The organism is Massilia endophytica (assembly GCF_021165955.1).
GTDB classification, from domain to species: Bacteria; Pseudomonadota; Gammaproteobacteria; order Burkholderiales; family Burkholderiaceae_D; genus Rugamonas; species Rugamonas endophytica.
Genome location: NZ_CP088952.1, coordinates 1,116,231 through 1,136,803 on the forward strand (window position 1 = coordinate 1,116,231; position 20,573 = coordinate 1,136,803).

The window sequence follows — 20,573 nt, forward strand, 5'->3', positions numbered from 1 at the left end:
TCAGACCTTCAGCCGCCCCTGTTCGTCGCGCGGATGGTGCCGCAGGCTGCCCAGCTGCAGCGCGTACTGGCGGGCGAACTCGGCGCCCAGGAAGAAGATCTGCGCCGAGTAATACACCCAGAGCAGCAGGGCGATCATGGAACCGGCCGCGCCGAAGCTGTTGGCCACGCCGCTGTTGCCGATGTAGAGGCCGATGGCGTATTTCCCCAGCGTGAACAGGAAGGCCGTCCCCAGGGCGCCGATGACGACGTCGCGCCAGGACAGCTTGATCCGCGGCAGCATCTTGTAGATGACGGCGAACATGGCGGCGATCACGCAGAAGCTGATCATGTAGTTGACGAAGGTGAGCAGCATGGCCGTGTTCTGCCAGTAGCCGTTCCAGATCTTCTCCAGCACGGCGAGGGCGGCGCTGATGACCAGCGACACCAGCAGAAGGAAACCCAGCACGAGAATCATGCCGAAGGAGAGCAGGCGGGTGCGCACCGTGTCCCATACCGTGCCCGTGGTCAGGGGCGGAATCTCCCAGATGGTGTCAAGGCTGGACTTGAGTTCGGCAAAGGCGCTGGTGGCGCCGAAGAGCAGCAGGGCCCCGGCCACGATGGTGGCGATGCGGCCCTGTTCCTCGTTGTGGGCGCCCGCCAGGATCAGCTGGATCGCCTCCGCGCCCTGGGCGCCGACCAGGCCGCGCAGCTGCAGGAACAGCTCGCCCTGGGCGGCTTCCTTGCCGTAGAAGAAGCCCGCGATGGCGATCACCAGCACCAGGATGGGCGCGATCGAGAACAGGGTATAGAAGGCGAGGGCGGCGCCCTTGCTGGCGTCGCTGTGCTCGAACCACTCCGTGATGGCGCAATAGCCTACGCCGGGCAGCTTCTTGGCGAGGTGGGGAAGTTTTCTCCAGCTCATGGGTTTCTCCGAAAGTGAACAAAACAAAAAGGGGCCTACGCCCCTTTTTGTTCCCGCCGGCAGGCGCCTTACTGCACGCGGCGTTCGACGGTGATCTGCTCCACTTCGACGCGGCGGTTCGGCTCCAGGCACTTGATCAGGTCCGAACGCTTCTTGTTGTTGCACTGAACAACAGGTTCGTCCTCGCCCTTGCCCTGGGTCGTCAGGCGGTCGGCGGCAATGCCCTTGCCCACCAGGTAGGCCTTGACCGAGTCCGCGCGGCGCAGCGAGAGCTTCTGGTTGTAGCTCTTGGAGCCGATGCGGTCCGCGTGGCCGGTGATGACGATGCCGCTCAGGCTGGGGTTCTCGTTCAGCAGGCGGGCGATGTCATCCAGCTTCGGCTGGTTCGGGTTCAGCTTGGCGCTGTCGAACTCGAACAGCTCGGTGGCCGACATGGTCACCTTCTCGAAGCGTGCTGGCGGCGGTGGCGGCGGTGGCGGCGGAGCCACTGGCGGCGGTGGCGGCGGCGGTTCGGCCGCGACCGGCGGCGGCGCGACCGGCGCCGGCGCCGGGGCGGCGCCCAGCAGGTAGTTGAAGCCCAGGTTCAGGTAGACATTGTTCGCGCTGGAGTGCGGGAAGGTGTCGCCGCGCAGGAAGCCGTGCACATTGCGCACGTCCGCCTGGAAGGACCAGCGGTCGTTGATCGAGGACTGGAAGCCCAGGCCGGCGCTCAGGAACGGCGAGGTGCGGCGCGGCTGGCTGAAGCTCTGGAAGGGGTTGGCCTTGTCGCGCTCGGCGCCCAGGCCGACCAGGATGAAGGGGCGGAAGGTCTTGCGCGAGAACATATAGAGGGCGTCCAGGCCCACGGTCTGCTGCTCGTAGCGGGTGCCGTTTTCTTTCGAGCGGGCGTAGGTGTAGCCCACCTGCACGTCCCAGTCCGGATGCACGGTGCGGCCGAACTTGAGGCCGCCGCCATGGCCGGTGCGGTCGGTGACCCAGTCGCTGTCCGGCTTCATGACGCTGAAACTGGGCTGGATATACCAGTTCGGGTTGATCGCGGCGTCTTGCGCGGACGCGGCGAAGGAAGCACACAGCAGGGCTGCGGCAGTAGCAATATTTTTATTCATCGATGCTCCTGATGCGTTGAAAAAGTAATCCAGCGATTCGTGAGATAGCTGTTGGACGCAGTGTAGGGGGGCGCCGTTCGCGCACTCCGTGCGCTAGCGCACAAATAGCTTGCGTTAAATCAAACATGTTGCGCTTTTCATACAGGAACTGCGCTTCGCTGCCGCAGTCAAAGAAAAGAATCGCGCCGCTCCGCGAGGGAGGGGCGCGATTCTGGCGGGGACGGCGCGCTTAGCGGGCCGGGGTGGTCGCGGCGGCGTCTGCCGGCGGCGGCGTGGTGGCGTTGTTGGCCGGCGGGGTCTCGGCGCTTGGCGCCACGATCACGGTATCGCCAGGCTTGCCCGGCTCGCCCTGTGGGCCGGGAGCGCCGGCCGGGCCTTGCGGTCCGGGCACGGCCACGGCTGCCGGGGTTTCCGGCGGCGGGTTGTTGGTGACGGTTTTTTCGCAGGCGGCCAGGCTCAGGGCGGCGACCGCTGCCAGCAGGATGGAAGATTTCATGGTGTTCGTCCTTTCGTAAAGGTCTCTCGATGAACCGGGTTACAGCTTAAACAGGCGTGCCGATGCCGCTCTGTACGAGAACGCACACTTCAGCGGCTTTCCAGGCCTTCATGTCTGACCGGCAATTAATTGCGTGATTTATGTTCGTTGCCGCACAGACTTTCCCGGCTCCGGAGCGCAATCTGTGGCCATAGATTCAAGCGATTACCGGCGGCTTCCCGGCAGCCGCCCTTTCTGGACATCGTTATTAAGGAGTTTCACATGCACGCAATCAATTCTCACGACCTGCCAAGCAGCGAAATGATGGGCACCCAGAACGAAGGCCGCGAGGCTGCCGTGTCCGCGTCGAAGCCGCGCCTGGCACTGGTCGAGCGTCCGGGCCCGGGAACCGAGCGCAAGGCATTGTCCCTGGCATCGATCGAGCGCGTACGCTCGACCTCCGCGACGCTGCGCCGCATCGAAAACATGCAGAAACTGATCGGCGAGCTGCAGAACCACGAGATGCTGGCCGACGAGATCGCCTGGTTCCTGAAATTCTCGCCCTCGGGCGCCCGCAAATATATCCGCGACCTGCGCGAGGCGGGCGTCATCGAGCTGGCGCGCTATATCGAGGGCACTGCCACCTATCTGGGCAAGGCCGTCTACCGCCTTACCCCGGATGCGGAACGCGTGCAGGCCTTCCTGGCCGCCATCGCCCAGCCCAAGCGCGAAGGCGCGCCGCCCCGCAAGGAGCGCCCCAGCCTGCGCGAGCAGAGCATGGCCGGCGCGGGCCGCCACTTCCATATCCTGGCCGACGATACGCATTACGCCATCCGTGTGAACCGCGGCCCCGTGACGCGCGATCCCCTGGTGGCCGCCCTGTTCGGCGCCCCGGCATCCCTGCAAAAAGCCCAATCCTGAAGCAGCAGTGCTAAGCTTCCCTTGCCGGCATGTTGAAATGCCGGCAAGCCACCCCATCTGTGGCAGAACTGATCTGTTATGGACGGCATTCCCATGGAAGCTTTGCTCTGGCTTACCCTCCTGGCGCTGGCGATAGCCGCGCCTTTCGCCTATCCCCGCTGGTCGCTGCGCCGCGCCCTGGCGCGGCCGCTGTCCCCGTCCGCACTGAACATCCTGCGCCGCCGCGTTGCGGTCTATGGGCGCATGGCGCCTGAGCTGCAGGCCCAGCTGCAGAAGATGGTGGTCCAATTCCTGCACCAGAAGAAGTTTGTCGGCTGCGCAGGCCTCGAAGTGACGGAGGAAATGCGGGTGACCATTGCCGCCCAGGCCTGCCTGCTGCTGCTGAACCGTCCCAGCAGGGTCTTTCCGGCCCTGCATACCATCCTGCTGTACCCCGGCGCCTTTGCCGCGCCGCGCAAGGAGATCGGTCCCGGCGGCGTGGTGACGGACGGGCACCAGCACATGCTGGGCGAATCCTGGGGCGACGGCCGCGTGGTCCTGTCCTGGGACGACGTGCGGCGCGGCGCGGGCGACTGGACGGACGGCCAGAACGTGGTACTGCACGAGTTCGCGCACCAGCTGGACAGCGAATCGGGCAGCACCAATGGCGCGCCTTACCTGGGCAGCCAGGAGAGCTACCGCAGCTGGTCCGAGGTGCTGTCGCGCGACTTTGCCAACCTGCGCCACGACGCCTGGTACGGCCGCCAGGACAGCGTGCTCGACCATTACGGCGCCACCAGTCCCGCCGAGTTCTTCGCCGTGGCCACGGAGACCTTCTTCGAAAAGCCCTGGCAGATGGCCGAGCGCCATGCGCAGCTCTTCGGCGAACTGCTCAAGTACTACAGGGTCGATCCACGCGCATGGCAGGACCGGCCCGCGCCGCCGCCCGAGCTGGAAATGCCCGTCATTCCCGGCAACCGCAACATCGCCTGGGCCAGCTGGTAGGCAAGCTGAGCGGCAAGCTGTGTGCGTCAGCGTACGGAAGCGCGGTGGCCGGCACGGCAAGCTGGGGACGTGCCAATATGCGGGAGAACATCATGACAAGAATTATTGCCGGCCATTTCCAGCTGCAGGACCAGACGGAGGCCGCGCGCCAGGCTTTCCTGGACGCGGGCTACCCGGCCGAACAGATCAGTTCCTTCTATCTCAACCAGCCGGGCCAGCATGCCACGCATGAGCTGGGCGGCGACCGCGACAAGTCGCCCGGCGCCAAGGACTCTCCGGAAGGGCTGGCCAAGGGCGCGGCCACGGGCGGCGCCATCGGGGCGGCGCTGGGAGCGGCCACGGTGCCGCTGACCGGCCCCGTGGGCCCCGTGGTCGGCGGCCTGGTGGGCGCCCATGTGGGCTCCCTCTACAGCTTCTCCCATATGAAGGAGCGTGGCGAGCCGGAAAAAGGCGGCGAAAACCAGGTGGAGCCGCGCAAGCCGGGCATGATGATTGCCGTCGCCTTGCCCGACGGGGACGAAACGCGCGCCGTGCAGCTGCTGCGCGACCTGGGCGCCAATCACATCGAGCGGGCCGAAGGCAGCATCGTCAACGGCGACTGGACCGACTTCAATCCCCTGTCCCTGCCGGACCTGGTGCACTGATTGGCTGTTGTAAAGGGCCAATAATTGCTGGCGCGCATGCCGATTTTGGCGCATGATCGGCACAGGGATGCACACACGCTTCTTTGACAGGGAGAGCGTTCATGACACAGGCATGGCTAGTCCTCACCCGCCCGGACGGGCGCGAAGTGGCGGCGCCGACCGAGGCCCAGCTGGCCGCGGCGCTCGCCGATGTGTATGAAGGCAAGGCGCACAGTCCCGAAGGCGGGCCCGGTTCGGCCGTGCTGCGCTTCGGCTACGACGACGGCCTGATGTACCAGATGGAAGTGGCAGGCAACGGCGCCATCCGTTACGAGGAATGGTCGGATCGGGACTGCGAGATTGCGCTGGCGCAGCCACGGCTCATGTCCGCCGACCGCCAGCATGCGCTCAGGCTGTGGAAGCTGCTGGCCCAGCGCCAGGTGGCGAAGATACGCGACCAGGACTGGCACTCCGGCGCCTAGTGCGCCATCAGCAGCGGAAGCCCCATCGATTCGAGCACCCGGCGCGTCACGCCCCCCAGCAGGGTCTCGCGCACCCGCGAGTGGCCGTAAGCGCCAAGCACCATCAGGTCGCAGCCCAATTCTTCCGCCAGGCCAAGCAGGGCCTCGCCCACATCGCCAGGCCGTTTCAGCAGGCCCTGGCGCGCCGTCTGGCGCAGCGCCACCGTCGCCTGCACGCCCTGGCGCGCCAGCCAGGCCAGGAGATCCGCGCCCGGCTCCTCGCCGAAGGCGGCGGGATGCAGGTCCGCGTCGAAGATGGCCACCGTCACCCGTTCGGCGCGCCGCAGCAGGGGCAGGGCTTCGCGCACCGCGCGCGCCGCCTGCTTGCTGGCGTTCCAGGCGATCAGCACCTCGCGCCCCGGCAAGGGAGCGCCGGGCGTGGCCACGCCGCTGCTGTTCACGGAGATGGCGCCGTCCGTGCGCGCCGCATTCGGCACCACGAGCACGGCGCATCCGGCCTCCGTCAGTACTTCGGCGGGAAAGTCGCCCGCGCTGCCGCGCTGGCGGATGTCCGGCTGCGACACCAGCACCAGGTCGGCGTGCCGGGCCAGCAGGCTCAGGCCCGCGCCCGCCTCGTCGTCCAGGATGCGCTCCTCGACATCATGCACGCCGATGGCGTGGAGCTGGGGGCGGAAATCGGCCAGGGCGCGGTTGGCGCGCTCGCGCAGCACATCGAGGTGGCGCGCCAGGTTGGGGTCCTGTTCGTCCACTATCTCGTTCTGGTAAAGGAAGCGCGACACGCCGGTGGCGGCGGCGCCGATGACATGGGCGCCGTCCTGCAGCGCCAGTTCGCCGGCCAGCAGGATGCGCGCCCGCGCGTGCGGGGACTCGTCCACGTGCACCAGGATCGTCTTGTAGGCCATGGAGCGATTATAGGACGGCAGCGCAGGGCTGCCGCGCACGGAACGATCAGCGCTTGCCCTGTTCCAGGCGGGTCTGGCAGGTGATGCAGAAGCGCGCCTCGGGCCGGGCGCTCAGGCGGGAAAAGCCGATGGGATTGCCGCACTGCTCGCAGTAGCCGTAGTCGCCGCTGTCGATGCGGGCCAGGGCGCTGCGCAGGGCGCGCTGCTGCACCAGGCGCAGCTCGTCGGCCTCGGCGGCCAGCTGGTTCATGGTGCGGTTGCTGGCGCTGTCGGCGGGCGAGGTCTCGATCTCCTCGACCACGGGCAGGCGTTTGAATTCGCTGAGCGGGCGCGCGCCGGGCTGCACCTGCAGCTCGTGCAGGCGCTGGCTCAGCAGTTCGCGCAACTGGGCAATCTGGTCGGGGTGCAGGGCGTCCATGTCCCCGATTGTATGCCTGCGGCCCGCGCTACGCTTGCGGCGAATCCTTCAGTGCGGCGAGGTTCGCCTTCAGGCTCTCGGCGGCGGGCGCCAGGTCCTCGGGCCGCGCCGAGGCCACGGCTGCGGCCAGAGAAAGCAGGTCTCCCGCGATATCGGCGATGGTCTTCATGCGCTCGATCTTGCGGATGGTTTCGCGCGCCTGCGCCGCCAGGTCCAGCAGGTGCTGGCGCGGCACTGCCAGCTCGCGCGCCGACAAGGCCACTGCGTTGGTGTACAGCGTGTTGGCCTGCAGGCGCAGCGCCACTTCCTTGTCGAACAGCGCCTGCGCCTCCTCGTGCGTGGCGCTGTTCTTGTTGATCGCGCGCAGCACCCGGGCATGCAGCTCGTTGGCGCTGGCAGTCAGGCTGTCGGCCAGTAGCGCAATATCGGTTGGCGTTTTCGCAGTCTGGCTCATGGCTGGCCTCCTTGGACGGTCGGGGCGGGGAGGGCCGGCGCGGCGGCCAGCGCACGGCCCGCGGGCACCGCGAGCTGCAGCACGAGGGCCTCATGCTGCTTGCGTATCTCCTCCACGTGCTGCAAGGCCAGCGTGTGGCGCAGTCCGAGCAGCTGGTACTCCTTGGCTTTTTCCTGCCGATGCGACTTGGCGAGGATGGCGAGCAGGCGGTCGGTGGGCTTGCTGGCGAACGGAATCTCCACCTCCAGCATCCCGAGCACGATAGCGGCCTCGTTGTCATGATGCTTGTCAAAGGTGCGCAGGAGCGTCGCCATGGCATCGAGCGACTCCTGGAGCGGCGTGTAGCCATCGCGCAGCATGGCATGGACGGCCTCGTGCTGCATGGGCTGGGTGATCATGCGCGAGAGCACGCGCGCCAGGCCCGCATAGGCGTTCACATGGCGGTCGGTCAGGCCGGTATCCGGCCAAGCCTTGATGCCGGAAGCGAGGCCCTTGATCTGCTTGCCCGCATCGAACTGGTCGCCGCCCGCGAGGGCGCCCAGTGCGCGCATGTACAGCACCACGGACTGATGCAGGGCGACGAGATCGGGGTAAGCCGCGCGGCGGGCATCGTCGGCGAGCACTTCGGTGCGCACGTTGGCGGCGGTGAGATAAGGCTGTTCACGCTGGAAGGTATCGCGGAAGCGCTGGCTCAGGTCAGCGAATCCCGCCAGCTTGGGCGCCTCGCTGGCGAAATCGCGGACCTCGCGCATCCGGGAATCGCTGGCGCAGCCGCTCAGGGCGGCGAGCAGAAGAAGGCAGAAAAGGGCGCGCATGGATCATCCTTTGCTGATGAAGCGGAGCACCCATCTTGCCCCCGAGCCAGCCCCCGCCCCTTGCGCCACCGCAACCCCGCTGCTGACTGCTCGGTTCGTGTCCAACTCTGGTGCCAGGGAAGATTCTTGGACACGAGCTCTTCTTTTGCGCCCTTAGCGCTGAGCTCGTGTCCACTTTTCTTCCCTGGCACCAGAATTGGACACGGGCTCAGCGGGGGAGCCAGCCGAGGCTGGCGGCGGTGGTGGTCTGGGGGCGGTATTCGCAGCCGATCCAGCCGTCGTAGCCGAGCTGGTCCAGGAGGCGGAAGAGGTAGGGGTAGTTGATTTCGCCCGTGCCCGGTTCGTGGCGGCCGGGCGTGTCGGCGATCTGGATGTGGCGGATCTGCGCGAGGTTGGCCTTGATCGTGTTGGCCAGCTCGCCTTCCATGCGCTGCATGTGGTAGATGTCGTATTGCAGGCCGAGATTGGGCCGCGCGCATGCGGCCAGGATGCCGAGCGCCTGCCGGCTGCCCGTCAGGAAGTAGCCCGGCATGTCGAAGTGGTTGATGGGCTCGATCAGCACGCCGATGCCGTGCGCCGCGAACTGGTCGGCTGCATGGCGCAGGTTGGCGATATAGGTGCTGTGCGCCTGCTCGGGAGCCACGTCCGCCGGGCGCAGCCCCGCCATGCAATGGACCTGGGGCACGCCCAGCGCCACGGCGTAGCGCAGGCCGAGCGCCACGCCGGCCCGGAATTCGTCTACGCGGCGCGGGTCGCAGGCCATGCCGCGCTCGCCCGCCTCCCAGTCGCCCGGCGGCAGGTTGTGCAGCACCAGGCCCTGGCCGTGTTCGGCCAGGCGCATGGCGATGTCTTCGGGCGGGAAGGCGTAGGGGAAGAGGAATTCGACGGCGTCGAAGCCAGCCGCCTTTGCCGCGCCGAAGCGGTCCAGGAACGGGAGTTCCGTGAACAGCATCGACAGGTTGGCGGCCAGTTTCATTTAACGGCTACGCCCGCCGCTGCTGTTGCGCGGCTGGCCGCCCGGACGGGGGCCGTTGCGCGGGGCGCCGGGGCGCGGGGGATTGCCGCTGCCGCTGCCGGCCGACGCTGCGCGCGGCTTGCTCTGGCCGCCGCCACTGGGCTTGCCGCGCCCGCCGCCATTGCCGCCCGGACGCGGGTTGCGGTGGTGGCCGGTGCCGCTGCGCAGCTGGATGGGCTGGGCCTTGGCCGTGGGGTCGGGCTCGAAGCCGGGAATGACTTCGCGCGGAAGCGATTGCTTGATCAGCTTTTCGATGTCCTTCAGCATGTCGTGCTCGTCCACGCAGACCAGGGACACCGCCTCGCCCGTGGCGCCAGCGCGGCCCGTGCGGCCGATGCGGTGCACATAGTCTTCCGGCACGTTCGGCAGGTCGTAGTTCACCACGTGCGGCAGCTGGTCGATGTCGATGCCGCGCGCGGCGATGTCGGTGGCCACCAGCACCTGCAGGGTGCCGTCCTTGAATTCGCCCAGGGCGCGGGTGCGCGCCGACTGGCTCTTGTTGCCGTGGATGGCCATGGCGCCGATGCCGTCCTTGCCCAGCTGTTCCACCAGCTTGTTGGCGCCGTGCTTGGTGCGCGTGAACACCAGCACCTGGGTCCATTTGTGCGTGCGGATCAGGTGCGACAGCATGGGGTGCTTCTTGTCGCGGTCCACCGGGTGGATCTTCTGGGCGATGATCTCCACCGTCGAATTGCGGCGCGCCACTTCAATGGTGGCGGGCTTGTCCAGCAGGCCGTCGGCCAGGGCCTTGATCTCGTCCGAGAAGGTGGCCGAGAACAGCAGGTTCTGGCGCTTGGACGGCAGGGCGGCCAGCACCTTGCGGATGTCGCGGATGAAGCCCATGTCCAGCATGCGGTCCGCCTCGTCCAGGATCAGGATCTCGATCTTGTCGAGGTTCACCGTGCCCTGGGCCATGTGGTCCAGCAGGCGGCCCGGCGTCGCCACCAGGATGTCCACGCCGTGGCGCAGCTGCTTGATCTGGGGATTGATGCTGACGCCGCCGAAGATCACGGCCGAATTCAGGCGCGTGTACTTGCCGTAGACCTTCACGCTTTCCTCCACCTGGGCCGCCAGTTCGCGGGTCGGCGTCAGGATCAGGGCGCGGATGGCGCGCGGCGAAGTGTTGTTGGCCAGCTGCTTGCCCACCGTATCGGTGGACAGGCGGTGCAGCACGGGCAGCGTGAAGCCCGCGGTCTTGCCGGTGCCCGTCTGGGCGCCTGCCAGCAGGTCGCCGCCGTTCAGCACCGCAGGGATCGCCTGCGACTGGATCGGCGTGGGGGCCGCATAGCCGGTTTCGGTAACGGCGCGAACGATTGCGTCCGACAGACCAAGTTGGGAAAATGACATGAGCTACTCTTAAAGGGGATACGAGGAGTGCGCGGGCCGGGCCAGCGCATTGCGGAGTATAACAGTGATTGTGAGAATTTATTTCGCTAGGGCAATAAAAAAGGAGGCTTGGCGCCCCCTTTTTTGTAACAAAGTACTTAAAAGAAACGTAATCAGGCGAATTCCGCCAGCAGGCCCACCATCTGGCCGAAGACCTTAGGGCCGGCCGCGATGATGTGGCCTGTCTTCATGTAGTTCGCTTCGCCGTTGAACTCGCCGGCGATGCCGCCCGCTTCCGTCACCAGCAGGGCGCCCGCGGCGATGTCCCAGGGCTGCAGGTTCTTTTCATAGAAGCCGTCCAGGCGGCCGCAGGCCACATAGGCCAGGTCCAGGGAGGCGGCGCCCGCGCGGCGCACGCCGTGGCTGCGCGCGGCCATGATGCCGTACATCTTCAGGTATTCGTCCAGCGCCGCCTGGTTGCCGTTGCGGTAGCCCGTGCCCAGCAGGGCGCCCGAGACGCGGTCCAGCTTGTTCACGCGGATGCGCTTCTCGTTCAGGTAGGCGCCCGCGCCCTTGGTGGCGGTGAACAGGTCGTTGCGCACCGGGTCGTAGACCAGGGCCTGGGTCACCACGCCGCGCTGCTGCAGCGCGATCGAGATGGCGTACTGGGGGAAGCCGTGCATGAAGTTGGTGGTGCCGTCCAGCGGATCGATGATCCACACGAATTCACTCTCGTCGTTCACAGTGCCGATCACGCCGCCTTCTTCGGTAATGAAGCCATGGTCGGGGTAGGCCTTCTGCAGCACTTCCACAATGGCCTGCTCCGCCGCCTGGTCCACGTCGGTCACGAAGTCACATTGTTGCTTTTCAGTAACAGTGACCCGGTCGAGGTCGAAGGAGGCGCGGTTGATGACGGCGGCGCCGCGGCGGGCGGCCTTCACCGCCGTATTGAGCATTGGGTGCATGGTAGCTTCCGAAAAATAGACATCCGGCCGGCGCGGCGCAGGGGCGCCAGGGGCAGGCATGGTCTGTGAACAAGAATGAATTAAAGAGCGGCGCGGCGGCGACAAGGTAGAATTCGGCCCTATCGACAACGCAATAATCCTCTATTTTAAATGAAGCAGGCCGAAAGCACACCGACTCTTTTCAGCAGGCTGCGCGTGGTGCTGGTGGAAACCAGCCGCCCGGGCAATATCGGCTCGGTGGCGCGCGCCATGAAAACCATGGGTTTCGGGGAGCTGGTGCTGGTGGCGCCGCGCTTCGAAGGCGCCCTGGAACACGAGGAGGCCGTGGCCTTTGCCAGCGGCGCCCAGGACATCCTGGCCAATGCCCGCATCGTGGACGATATCGGCGCGGCCCTCGAAGGCATCAATTTCGCCGCCGCCGTGTCGGCCCGCCTGCGCGAGTTTTCGCCGCCCGTGCTCACGCCGCGCGCCCTGGCCGGGCAGGTGGCTGCTTCGCCCGAGCTGCACACGGCTCTCATCTTCGGCAACGAGCGCTTCGGCCTGCCGAACGAGATCGTGGAGCGCTGCAATGTGCTGGTGAATATTCCCGCCAATCCGGACTACTCCTCCCTGAACCTGGCGCAGGCGGCCCAGCTCCTGGTCTACGAGTGCCGCATGGCGGCGCTGGACGGCCAGCGCGCCGCCTCCCAAGTCGGCTTCCACGGCGAGGCGGCCAGCGTGGCGCAGATCGACGGCATGTATGCCCACTTGGAGCAGGCCCTGGTGGCAGTCGGCTTCCTCGACGCGGACAATCCGCGCAAGCTCATGCCGCGCCTGAAGCGCCTGTTCGCGCGCACCCAGCTGGAAACGGAGGAGGTCAATATCCTGCGCGGCATCGCCCGCCAGATCCTCGCCCGCTGCCCGCCCAGGGACTAGATTCCGTCCTCTAACCAGACTGGACGGCTTCACGTACACTGGGCTTCCCCACAAAAACAAGAGGGATGGGAGACAATGATTTCATCGCGCAGGTCTTTTCTGAAGATCGGCCTGGCGGGCGCCGCCATGCTCGCCGCAGGCGGCCTGATCTACCGCCAATTCCAGCCGGCGCCGCAGCGCTTTGTCCTGGATGACTCCGGGCGCAGCATGCTGGCCGCCGTCATTCCGGCCATGCTGGGTTCCGCCTTGCCGCAGGCAGCGGCCGAGCGCACGGCCAGCATCGCCCAGGCGGTTGAGCAGGTGCGCCTGGCCATTCTCGGCCTGCCGCTCGCCGCCCAGAAGGAAGTGCAAGACCTGTTCAACCTGCTGTCCCTGGCCCCTGCGCGCCGGCTGCTGGCGGGCATTCCCCCTTGGGAGGAAGCGAGCGCCGCGCAGGTGGCGGATTTCCTGCAGGGCTGGCGCATGCATCGCCTCACGCTGCTGCAGGGCGCCTATCACGCCCTGCACGACCTGATCGCGGGCAGCTGGTATGCCCAGCCTGCGCACTGGCAGGCGATCGGCTATCCTGGTCCCATGAAGGAGCTGAGCTAATGGCGCAGGAGAACCGGATTCCCGATCCCATTGCCGCAGGCCTGGCCTCCGGCTGGCAGGTCGTCGACGCGGCGACGCTGACAGGAGCGCGCACCATCGAGGCGGATGTGGCCATCATCGGCAGCGGTGCGGGCGGCGGCGTCACCGCCGAGATCCTGGCGCTGGCGGGCCTGAAGGTGCTGATCGTGGAGGAGGGCGCACTGAAGTCCTCGCGCGACTTCAAGATGCGCGAGGCGGATGCCTACCCCGCGCTCTACCAGGAATCGGCGGCCCGCAAGACGCGCGACAAGGCGATCAACATCCTGCAGGGCCGCACCGTCGGCGGTTCGACCACCGTCAACTGGACCTCCAGTTTCCGCACGCCTCCCGCCACGCTGGCCTTCTGGCAGCGCGAGTTCGGCCTGCGGGACTACACGCAGGAAGCGCTGGCGCCCTGGTTCGCCATGATGGAGCGGCGCCTGCACATCGCGGACTGGCCCACGCCTCCCAACACGAACAACGACCTGCTGCGCCAGGGCGCCGATAAGCTGGGCATTCCCACCGCCGCCATCCGCCGCAATGTGAACGGCTGCTGGAACCTGGGCTACTGCGGCATGGGCTGTCCCACCAACGCCAAGCAGTCCATGCTGGTGACCACCATTCCCTCGGCGTTGAAGCACGGCGCCACGCTGCTGACGCACGCGCGCGCCGAGCGCCTTGTGTGGCAGGGCGACCGCGCCGAAAGCCTGCTTTGCACGGCGCTTGGGCCGGATGGCATCGTCCCCACCGGTCAGCACGTGGTGGTGCGGGCGCGCCACTTCGTGGTGGCGGGGGGCGCGATCAACTCGCCCGCCTTGCTGCTTCGTTCCCGCGCGCCCGATCCCCACAGCCTGCTGGGCCGCCGCACCTTCCTGCATCCCACGGTGATCTCGGCGGGCCGCTTCGCCCAGAAAGTGGAAGGCTTTGCGGGCGCCCCGCAAACGGTGTATTCGGACCATTTCCTCGAAACCCAGGCCATCGATGGCCCCGTGGGGTTCAAGCTGGAAGTGCCCCCGCTGCACCCGGTGCTGTTCTCGACCACCATGGCCGGTTTCGGCGAGGTGCACGCAGAGACCATGCGGCAGTTCCCCCATATCCACGCCACGCTGGCGCTGCTGCGCGACGGCTTTCACGAGGATTCGCGCGGCGGACGCGTGCACCTGCGCGGCGATGGTTCGGCCGAGCTGGATTACACGATGAGCCCCGTGCTGTGGGACGGCGCGCGCCGTGCGCTGCTGGCGATGGCCGAGATCCAGTTCGCGGCGGGCGCGCTGACGGTGACGCCGGTGCACGAACAGGCGCGCGCCTATGCCAGCTGGGCGGAGGCGCGCGAGGCAATAGCCGCGCTGCCGATGAAGCCCATGCAGACACGCGTCGCATCGGCCCACGTGATGGGCGGCTGCGCCATGTCCGGCGATGAGCGCAGCGGCGTGGTGGACGGGGCAGGGCGCTACCGCGGCCTGGCCAATGTGTCCGTGCACGACGGTTCGCTCTTCCCCACCTCCATCGGCGCCAATCCGCAGCTCTCGATCTACGGCATCACGGCGCGCCTGGCCAGCGGCCTCGCGCAGCAGCTTACGGGCAGGCCCGCGCCACGCCTGGAGGCCTGAAATGGTAAGCCGGGTGCTGGCCGCCATCATGCTGGTGCAGGTGCTGGCGGCATGGCTGCTGTGGCACCTGCTGCGGACCTGGCTTGCACCCCTGCATGCGCTGCTCGCCGCCTTGCTGCTGGTGGCCCTGGTGCGCATGCTCATCGTCGCCAACAACTTCCATATGAGCTGGCGCGCCCGCAGCGAAACGCCCGCGCAGCATGGCCTGGACTGGCGCGGCAGCCTGCGCCTTTTCTTCGGCGAGTTCGCTGCCTCCATGCGCGCTTCGTCCTGGACGATGCTGTGGTACCGCCCCGGCATCTTCATCGCCGATGAGGCGCGCGGACTGCCGGTGCTGCTGATACATGGCTACGGCTGCAATGGCGGCTACTGGTATTCGCTACGCGCGCTGCTGCGGCAGCGCCGCATCAGCCACGATGCGGTGGACCTGGAACCCATGACGGCGGATATCGACAGCTATGTGGAACAGGTGGCGCAGGGCGTGCAGCGCCTGCTCGCCGCCACGGGCCAGCGCGAGCTGGTGCTGGTGGGGCACAGCATGGGCGGGCTGGTGGGGCGCGCCTACCTGCGCAAGTATGGCTGGGCCCATGTCGCGCGGCTCGTCACGCTCGGCACGCCGCACCACGGCACGGCGCTGGCCAGTTTGGGACTGGGCGAGAACGCGCGCCAGATGCGGCGCGGCGGCGACTGGCTTGCAAGTTTGAATGCGGATGACACAAAAACGCGCAGCCGCATCACCTCGATCTGGTCGCACCACGACAATATCATCGCCCCCCAGGATTCATGCGCTCTGCCGGGGGCGAAGAACATCGAAGTGGGCGGTATCGGCCACGTCGCGCTGGGTAGTGATAAAAGGACATTGTTACACGTTCTTGATGAGGTTTTGACGAATTCAACAACGTCCGCTAGACTGTCCTGAAGCGGGCAAAACAAGAAAACTCATCTTCGGCACTGTGAGTTTTCGTGAGAATGGTGTGCACCGTATTCGTGCTCTGCATCCTTGCGGAATCGGGGATACTGAGAGACAAGCGGACTGCATTGCCCCGCGCATTGAGATCCCCGGAGCGCCGAACGTGTCAGCACGCATTCTCATCATCGAAGACAACCCCACCAACATGGAGCTGATGGTGTATTTGCTCCGTGCCTTCGGTTACACGCCGCTCACCGCATCCGACGGCGAGGCAGGCGTGGAGGCGGCCCGCGCCGAGAAGCCCGACCTGATCATTTGCGATGTGCACCTGCCCAAGCTGGACGGCTTCGGCGTCATCGCCGCGCTCAAGGCCGATCCCGCGCTGAAGGACATCCCGGCGCTCGCCGTCACGGCGCTGGCCATGGTGGGCGACCGCGAACGCCTGCTCAGCGCAGGCTTCGACGGCTATATCGGCAAACCCATTGAACCGGATACCTTCGTCACCCAGGTCGAGTCCTTCCTGCCCGAGGCCTCCACGCCGCCGCCGGAGGAAAGCGACGGCACCGGCACCATCCTGATCGTCGACGACCATGTGCTGAACCGCGAGTTCCTGATGACGCTTCTCGGTTTCAGTGGCCACCGCCTGCTGGCCGCGGCCAGCGGGCCGGAGGCGCTGGCGCTGGTGGAGAAGGACAGGCCGGACCTGGTGATCTCCGACATCCTCATGCCGGACATGGATGGCTACCAGTTCGTGAAGCGCATGCGCGCGAACCCCGCAACGGCGGGCATTCCCATCATCTTCTATACCGCCACCTACCGCGAACAGGAAGCGATGGCGATGGCCCAGTCCTGCGGCGTGCGCTGGGTGCTGCCCAAGCCTTCGGACCCGGATGTGATCATGCGCGCGGTGCAGGAAGCATTGGGCCTGGGCGCGGACGTGGAGCCGCCGCCCATTGCGCCGCCGCGCGAGGAGCATGGCCTGGACCACAAGGTGGCTGAGTACCTCGACACGCTCGAATCGACCAGCCAGTCTCTTACCCAGATCGCGAACAACGGCCACGGCCAGCCGCCCGAGCACCTGGACACGATGACGCAGCGCCTGTCCAATTCCCTCTCCAGCCTGCAGGCCGTAAGCCTGCGCTTGACGGCCCTGATCGAGCTGGGGATGGACCTGGGCGGGGAGCGCGATCCGCAGAAGCTGTTCGAGATAGGCTGCCGCGTGGCGCAGGACATCTGCGTGGCGCGCTATGCCTGCATCGGCGTGCTGGAGCCGGGGGCCTCGGAGCTGAGCCACCTGGCGGCCTGCGGCGCCAACGAGCTGACGCCGGAACTGTTCGCGAATGCCGGCAGCGGCGTGCTGGGCGAGCTGCTGGAACATCGCCGTCCCGTGCGCCGCAGCGCGCCGCATGGCAGCGAGTTGAAGCTGGACCTGCCTTCCGGCCATCCGCCCGTGCAGTCCTTCCTCGGTGTCCCCATCATGCTGCACGAGCGTGTGCACGGCTGGCTCTACCTGGCCGACAAGCTGGGAGCGGAGGAGTTCAGCGAAGTGGACGAACGCGTGGCGGGAACGGTGGCGGCGCAGCTGGCGGCGGCCTTCCAGAACCTGCAGCTGTACGAAGAGGTGAGGCGCAGCCACGACCAGCTGCAGCGCGACATGGACGCGCGCATCCGCCTGGACGAAGACCTGCGCCGCTTCCGCCTGGCCATGGACGCGACGGCCGACGCCATCTTCCTGGTGGACAGGGCCAACCGCTGCTTCGTGGACGTGAATGCCACCGCCTGCCGCATGCTGGGCTTCGACCGCGAGGAGTTCCTGCGCGCGGGCCGCGAGGAGAGCGCGGGCGAGCTGGGAAGGCTGGAAGACCTGTACGCCAAGCTGCTGGCTGGCGACCATGCGGGCACCATGACCGAGCTGCTCCTGCAGCGCAAGGACGGTTCGCCGCTGTCGGTGGAAGTGCAGGGCCGCACCCTGCGCTCGGGCTCGAACTGGATCATGGTGGCGGTGGCGCGCGACATCACCGAGCGCAAGGAGGCCGAGCGCCGCCTGCTCAAGCTGGCCCATTTCGATACGCTCACCGGCCTGCCGAACCGCAGCCAGTTCTACGAATCGCTGTCGCACTCCCTGAAGATGGCGGAGGAGCACAAGTGGGCGCTGGCCGTGCTGTTCCTGGACATGGACCGCTTCAAGAACATCAACGACACCCTTGGCCACACCATCGGCGATGAGCTGCTGCGCCAGTTCTCCAGCCGCCTGGTGGACTGCCTGCGCGTGCGCGACACCATCGGCCGCTTCGGCGGCGACGAGTTCGCGGCCATCCTCATGCTGCCGGAGGGCGCGCAGAACGCCATCGCGGTGATCGACAAGATCCGCGAGTCGATGCGCCGGCCCTTCGACCTGAAAGGGCACGAGGTCACGGTTACGGCCAGCATCGGCATCTCGGTTTATCCGGACGACGGTTCCGATGCGGACTCACTGATCCAGTATGCCGACACCGCCATGTACCGGGCCAAGGAGGCGGGGCGCGACGCATTCCGCTTCTTCACCGCCGAAATGAATGCCCAGTCCATGGCCCGGCTGGAGATGGAGAACGCCCTGCGCCGCGCCATCGAGAACAAGGAATTCGTGCTCTTCTTCCAGCCCAAGGTGCATACCACCACGGGCCGCATCAGCGGGGCGGAAGCGCTGCTGCGCTGGCAGCGCCCCGGCCACGGCATGATTTCGCCTGCGGTATTCATTCCCCTGCTCGAAGAGACGGGCCTCATCGTGCGCGTCGGCGCCTGGGTGATCGACGAAGCCTGCCGCAAGATCGCGGACTGGTCGAAGCGCGGCGTCGGCGCGGTGCAGATTTCCGTCAACGTGAGCGGCATCCAGTTCTTCGTGGGCGGCCTGCAGGAGGAGATTACGCGGGCGATCAAGGAGCATGGAATCCAGCCCGACCTGCTGGAGCTGGAGCTGACGGAAAGCTCGCTGATGTCCAACGCCGAGGAAACCATCTCCGTGCTCACGCACCTCAAGGAGCTGGGCGTGAAGATATCCATCGACGATTTCGGCACCGGCTATTCCTCGCTGGCCTACCTGAAGCGCTTCCCCATCGACAAGCTGAAGATCGACATCGCTTTCGTGCGCGAGGTCACCAGCAATCCGGACGATGCGGCCATCGTCCTGGCGATCATCAATATGGCGCACAGCATGAAGCTGAAGGTGATTGCGGAAGGCGTGGAGCGCGACGCCCAGCTCTCCTACCTGAAGCGCCACGCCTGCGACGAGATCCAGGGCTACTACTTCAGCCGCCCCGTGGAGGCAAGCGCCTTCGAGGCCATGCTGAGCGAAGGCCGTTCGCTGAAGCCGGCCCCGGAAGACGACGCGCCGGACCGCCAGACCCTCCTGATCGTGGACGACGACGCCTTCATGCTCGACGTGCTGAGCGACTTCCTCGAACAGGATGGCTACCGCATCCTCACGGCGCAGACCGCGGCCGAGGGCTTCGACATCCTGGCGCGCAACAGGGTGCAGGTGATCCTGTGCGACCAGTGCATGCCCACCATGAGCGGCATCGAATTCATGGAGCGGGCCAAGCACCTCGCGCCCGACACCTTCCGCATCATGCTTTCGGCCTATGCCGACCTCACGCCGATCATGGCCGCCATCAACCAGGGCGCCATCGACCGCTTCTACACCAAGCCGTGGAACGGCGCGGCGCTGAGGGAGAACATCCGCGAGGGCTTCCGCCTGCACCGGCAGGGGGCGATGCAGGGGCAGCAGGCCATGGCCTGAACTTACGGGAGGGGGCGCATCGGTGTTATCCTTGCAGGAGAACCGATATCAACCTCCTGCCATGCAACAAAAAGCCCCAAGACGGACACGCGAACGCATCCTGGAACTGTCGCTGCGCCTGTTCAACGAATTCGGCGAGCCGAATATCACCACGACGGTGATCGCCGAAGAGATGAATATCTCGCCGGGGAACCTCTACTACCACTTCCGCAACAAGGACGACATCGTCAACTCCATCTTCGCCCAGTTCGAAGAGGAGATCGAGCGCATCCTGCAGGTCCCGAACGGGCGGCGCTCGAATATCGAGGATGTGTGGCAGTACCTGCATTTCATGTTCGAGCTGATCTGGCGCTACCGCTTCTTCTACCGCGACCTGAACGACCTGCTGTCGCGCAACCGCAAGCTGGAACTGCAGTTCAAGCAGATTTTGGCGCACAAGATCAAGGTGGCCAAGCAGCTGTGCGTGGACCTGCGCAGCGAGAATTCGCTGGAGGCGAGCGATGTGGCCATCGACGCCATGGCCACCAATATGGTGGTGGTGGCGACCTACTGGCTGTCCTATGAATACGTGCGCAACCCGCGCAACTACACGGAGCAGCAGGCCATGGCCGACGCGCTGGCGCGCGGCTGCTACCAGGTGCTGTCCCAGATCGGTCCCTACCTGCGCGGCGAAACGAGTGCGCGCTTCCAGAAACTCTCCGAAGACTATCTCAAGAAACTGAAATCCCCATGAATGCTGCACTCGCTTCGATCTGTGTATATTGCGGCGCCAATTCCGGCGCCAGCCCGCTGTATGCGGAAGCGGCGCGCGCCCTGGCCGGCGCGCTGGTGGAACGGAACCTGGCCCTCGTCTACGGCGGCGGCAATGTGGGCCTCATGGGCGTGATTGCCGACGAGGTGCTGCGCCTCGGTGGCGAGGTGACGGGCGTGATCCCCACCCAGCTGGTGGAGCGCGAAGTGGGGCACACCGGCCTGACGCGCCAGTTCATCGTCAAGGACATGCACGAACGGAAGGCCATGATGGCCCAGCTGTCGGACGGTTTTATCGCCATGCCCGGCGGCATGGGCACCATGGAGGAGCTGTTCGAGATGCTCACCTGGTCCCAGCTGGGCATCCACGGCAAGCCGGTGGGCCTGCTGAACATGGGCGGCTTCTACGACCACCTGATCGCCTTCCTCGGCCATGCCCGGAACGAGGGCTTCATCAAGCCCCAGCACGCGGCCCTGCTGAAGGTCTCGGACCAGCCCCGCCAGCTCCTGGATCAGTTAACTCATCCATAAATTTCCTCACAACGGCTCAGCTCGCACGATAGTAAAAAGTCATTATAAAAATTACATCGAACATGAAATAATCCTCGTGCTGGG

General features: G+C 66.3%; 21 protein-coding genes. 11 read left to right on the plus strand and 10 right to left on the minus strand.

The genetic code is table 11. The features are described from left to right. The 3 genes from LSQ66_RS05190 to LSQ66_RS05200 all read right to left on the minus strand — a co-directional run bounded on the left by LSQ66_RS05190 (window position 1) and on the right by LSQ66_RS05200 (window position 2,505). On the minus strand, window positions 1-903 hold the full coding sequence (locus LSQ66_RS05190; protein WP_231768732.1) for a YihY/virulence factor BrkB family protein: 903 nt from the start codon (window positions 901-903) through the stop codon (window positions 1-3). 68 nt (window positions 904-971) lie between these two features. Then, window positions 972-2,009 (minus strand): OmpA family protein, encoded by a 1,038-nt coding sequence (locus LSQ66_RS05195; protein WP_231768733.1) that lies wholly within the window; start codon window positions 2,007-2,009, stop codon window positions 972-974. Window positions 2,010-2,238: 229 nt separating this feature from the next. Continuing rightward, window positions 2,239-2,505 carry a hypothetical protein gene (locus tag LSQ66_RS05200; RefSeq protein WP_231768734.1) on the minus strand — a complete coding sequence of 89 codons (267 nt, stop codon included), beginning with the start codon at window positions 2,503-2,505 and terminating at the stop codon, window positions 2,239-2,241. A 303-nt stretch (window positions 2,506-2,808) separates the two neighbouring features. Between LSQ66_RS05200 and LSQ66_RS05205 the strand changes: the two genes are divergently transcribed. The 4 genes from LSQ66_RS05205 (at window position 2,809) to LSQ66_RS05220 (ending at window position 5,494) form a co-directional block, all read left to right on the plus strand. Beyond that, window positions 2,809-3,405 carry a winged helix-turn-helix domain-containing protein gene (locus LSQ66_RS05205; RefSeq protein WP_407659624.1) on the plus strand — a complete coding sequence of 199 codons (597 nt, stop codon included), beginning with the start codon at window positions 2,809-2,811 and terminating at the stop codon, window positions 3,403-3,405. Window positions 3,406-3,498: 93 nt separating this feature from the next. After that, on the plus strand, window positions 3,499-4,389 hold the full coding sequence (locus LSQ66_RS05210) for a M90 family metallopeptidase (protein WP_231768735.1): 891 nt from the start codon (window positions 3,499-3,501) through the stop codon (window positions 4,387-4,389). A 92-nt stretch (window positions 4,390-4,481) separates the two neighbouring features. Further along, a complete protein-coding gene (locus LSQ66_RS05215) occupies window positions 4,482-5,033 on the plus strand; it encodes a glycine zipper domain-containing protein (RefSeq protein ID WP_231768736.1) in 552 nt (183 codons plus the stop codon). Between the two features lie 101 nt (window positions 5,034-5,134). Next, window positions 5,135-5,494: a hypothetical protein gene (locus tag LSQ66_RS05220; RefSeq protein ID WP_231768737.1), complete on the plus strand. Its 360-nt coding sequence runs from the start codon at window positions 5,135-5,137 to the stop codon at window positions 5,492-5,494. Here the strand turns inward: LSQ66_RS05220 and LSQ66_RS05225 are convergent. The 7 genes from LSQ66_RS05225 to LSQ66_RS05255 form a co-directional block, all read right to left on the minus strand. Next, window positions 5,491-6,396 (minus strand): universal stress protein, encoded by a 906-nt coding sequence (locus tag LSQ66_RS05225; protein WP_231768738.1) that lies wholly within the window; start codon window positions 6,394-6,396, stop codon window positions 5,491-5,493. The genes LSQ66_RS05220 and LSQ66_RS05225 overlap by 4 nt on opposite strands. 46 nt (window positions 6,397-6,442) lie before the next feature. Next, the gene (locus LSQ66_RS05230) at window positions 6,443-6,814 is read right to left on the minus strand and encodes a TraR/DksA family transcriptional regulator (protein WP_231768739.1); all 372 of its coding nucleotides are present in this window, start codon (window positions 6,812-6,814) and stop codon (window positions 6,443-6,445) included. A 28-nt stretch (window positions 6,815-6,842) separates the two neighbouring features. Continuing rightward, window positions 6,843-7,268, minus strand: coding sequence for a hypothetical protein (locus LSQ66_RS05235; protein WP_231768740.1), 426 nt, complete (start codon window positions 7,266-7,268; stop codon window positions 6,843-6,845). Further along, window positions 7,265-8,083, minus strand: coding sequence for a hypothetical protein (locus LSQ66_RS05240; protein WP_231768741.1), 819 nt, complete (start codon window positions 8,081-8,083; stop codon window positions 7,265-7,267). Before LSQ66_RS05240 ends, LSQ66_RS05235 begins: the two co-directional genes overlap by 4 nt. Window positions 8,084-8,291: 208 nt before the next feature. Beyond that, the gene (hyi, locus tag LSQ66_RS05245; RefSeq protein ID WP_231768742.1) at window positions 8,292-9,059 is read right to left on the minus strand and encodes a hydroxypyruvate isomerase; all 768 of its coding nucleotides are present in this window, start codon (window positions 9,057-9,059) and stop codon (window positions 8,292-8,294) included. Continuing rightward, window positions 9,060-10,445, minus strand: coding sequence for a DEAD/DEAH box helicase (locus LSQ66_RS05250; RefSeq protein ID WP_231768743.1), 1,386 nt, complete (start codon window positions 10,443-10,445; stop codon window positions 9,060-9,062). 152 nt (window positions 10,446-10,597) lie between these two features. Then, window positions 10,598-11,380: an inositol monophosphatase family protein gene (locus LSQ66_RS05255; RefSeq protein ID WP_231770057.1), complete on the minus strand. Its 783-nt coding sequence runs from the start codon at window positions 11,378-11,380 to the stop codon at window positions 10,598-10,600. 159 nt (window positions 11,381-11,539) lie between these two features. Here LSQ66_RS05255 and LSQ66_RS05260 point away from each other — a divergent pair, with 159 nt between their 5' ends. The 7 genes from LSQ66_RS05260 to LSQ66_RS05290 all read left to right on the plus strand — a co-directional run bounded on the left by LSQ66_RS05260 (window position 11,540) and on the right by LSQ66_RS05290 (window position 20,489). Beyond that, window positions 11,540-12,304, plus strand: coding sequence for an RNA methyltransferase (locus LSQ66_RS05260; RefSeq protein WP_231768744.1), 765 nt, complete (start codon window positions 11,540-11,542; stop codon window positions 12,302-12,304). A 75-nt stretch (window positions 12,305-12,379) separates the two neighbouring features. After that, window positions 12,380-12,895 carry a twin-arginine translocation signal domain-containing protein gene (locus LSQ66_RS05265; RefSeq protein WP_231768745.1) on the plus strand — a complete coding sequence of 172 codons (516 nt, stop codon included), beginning with the start codon at window positions 12,380-12,382 and terminating at the stop codon, window positions 12,893-12,895. Continuing rightward, complete coding sequence (locus LSQ66_RS05270; protein ID WP_231768746.1) at window positions 12,895-14,523, plus strand: GMC family oxidoreductase; 1,629 nt, start codon at window positions 12,895-12,897, stop codon at window positions 14,521-14,523. The genes LSQ66_RS05265 and LSQ66_RS05270 overlap by 1 nt, the downstream gene beginning before the upstream one ends. A gap of 1 nt (window position 14,524) precedes the next feature. Next, on the plus strand, window positions 14,525-15,442 hold the full coding sequence (locus LSQ66_RS05275; protein ID WP_231768747.1) for an esterase/lipase family protein: 918 nt from the start codon (window positions 14,525-14,527) through the stop codon (window positions 15,440-15,442). A 154-nt stretch (window positions 15,443-15,596) separates the two neighbouring features. After that, window positions 15,597-19,208, plus strand: a complete 3,612-nt coding sequence (locus LSQ66_RS05280) for an EAL domain-containing protein (RefSeq protein WP_231768748.1) — start codon at window positions 15,597-15,599, stop codon at window positions 19,206-19,208. Between the two features lie 61 nt (window positions 19,209-19,269). Further along, on the plus strand, window positions 19,270-19,941 hold the full coding sequence (locus LSQ66_RS05285; RefSeq protein WP_231768749.1) for a TetR/AcrR family transcriptional regulator: 672 nt from the start codon (window positions 19,270-19,272) through the stop codon (window positions 19,939-19,941). Continuing rightward, on the plus strand, window positions 19,938-20,489 hold the full coding sequence (locus tag LSQ66_RS05290; protein ID WP_231768750.1) for an LOG family protein: 552 nt from the start codon (window positions 19,938-19,940) through the stop codon (window positions 20,487-20,489). The genes LSQ66_RS05285 and LSQ66_RS05290 overlap by 4 nt, the downstream gene beginning before the upstream one ends. The last annotated feature ends 84 nt before the right edge of the window (window positions 20,490-20,573 follow it).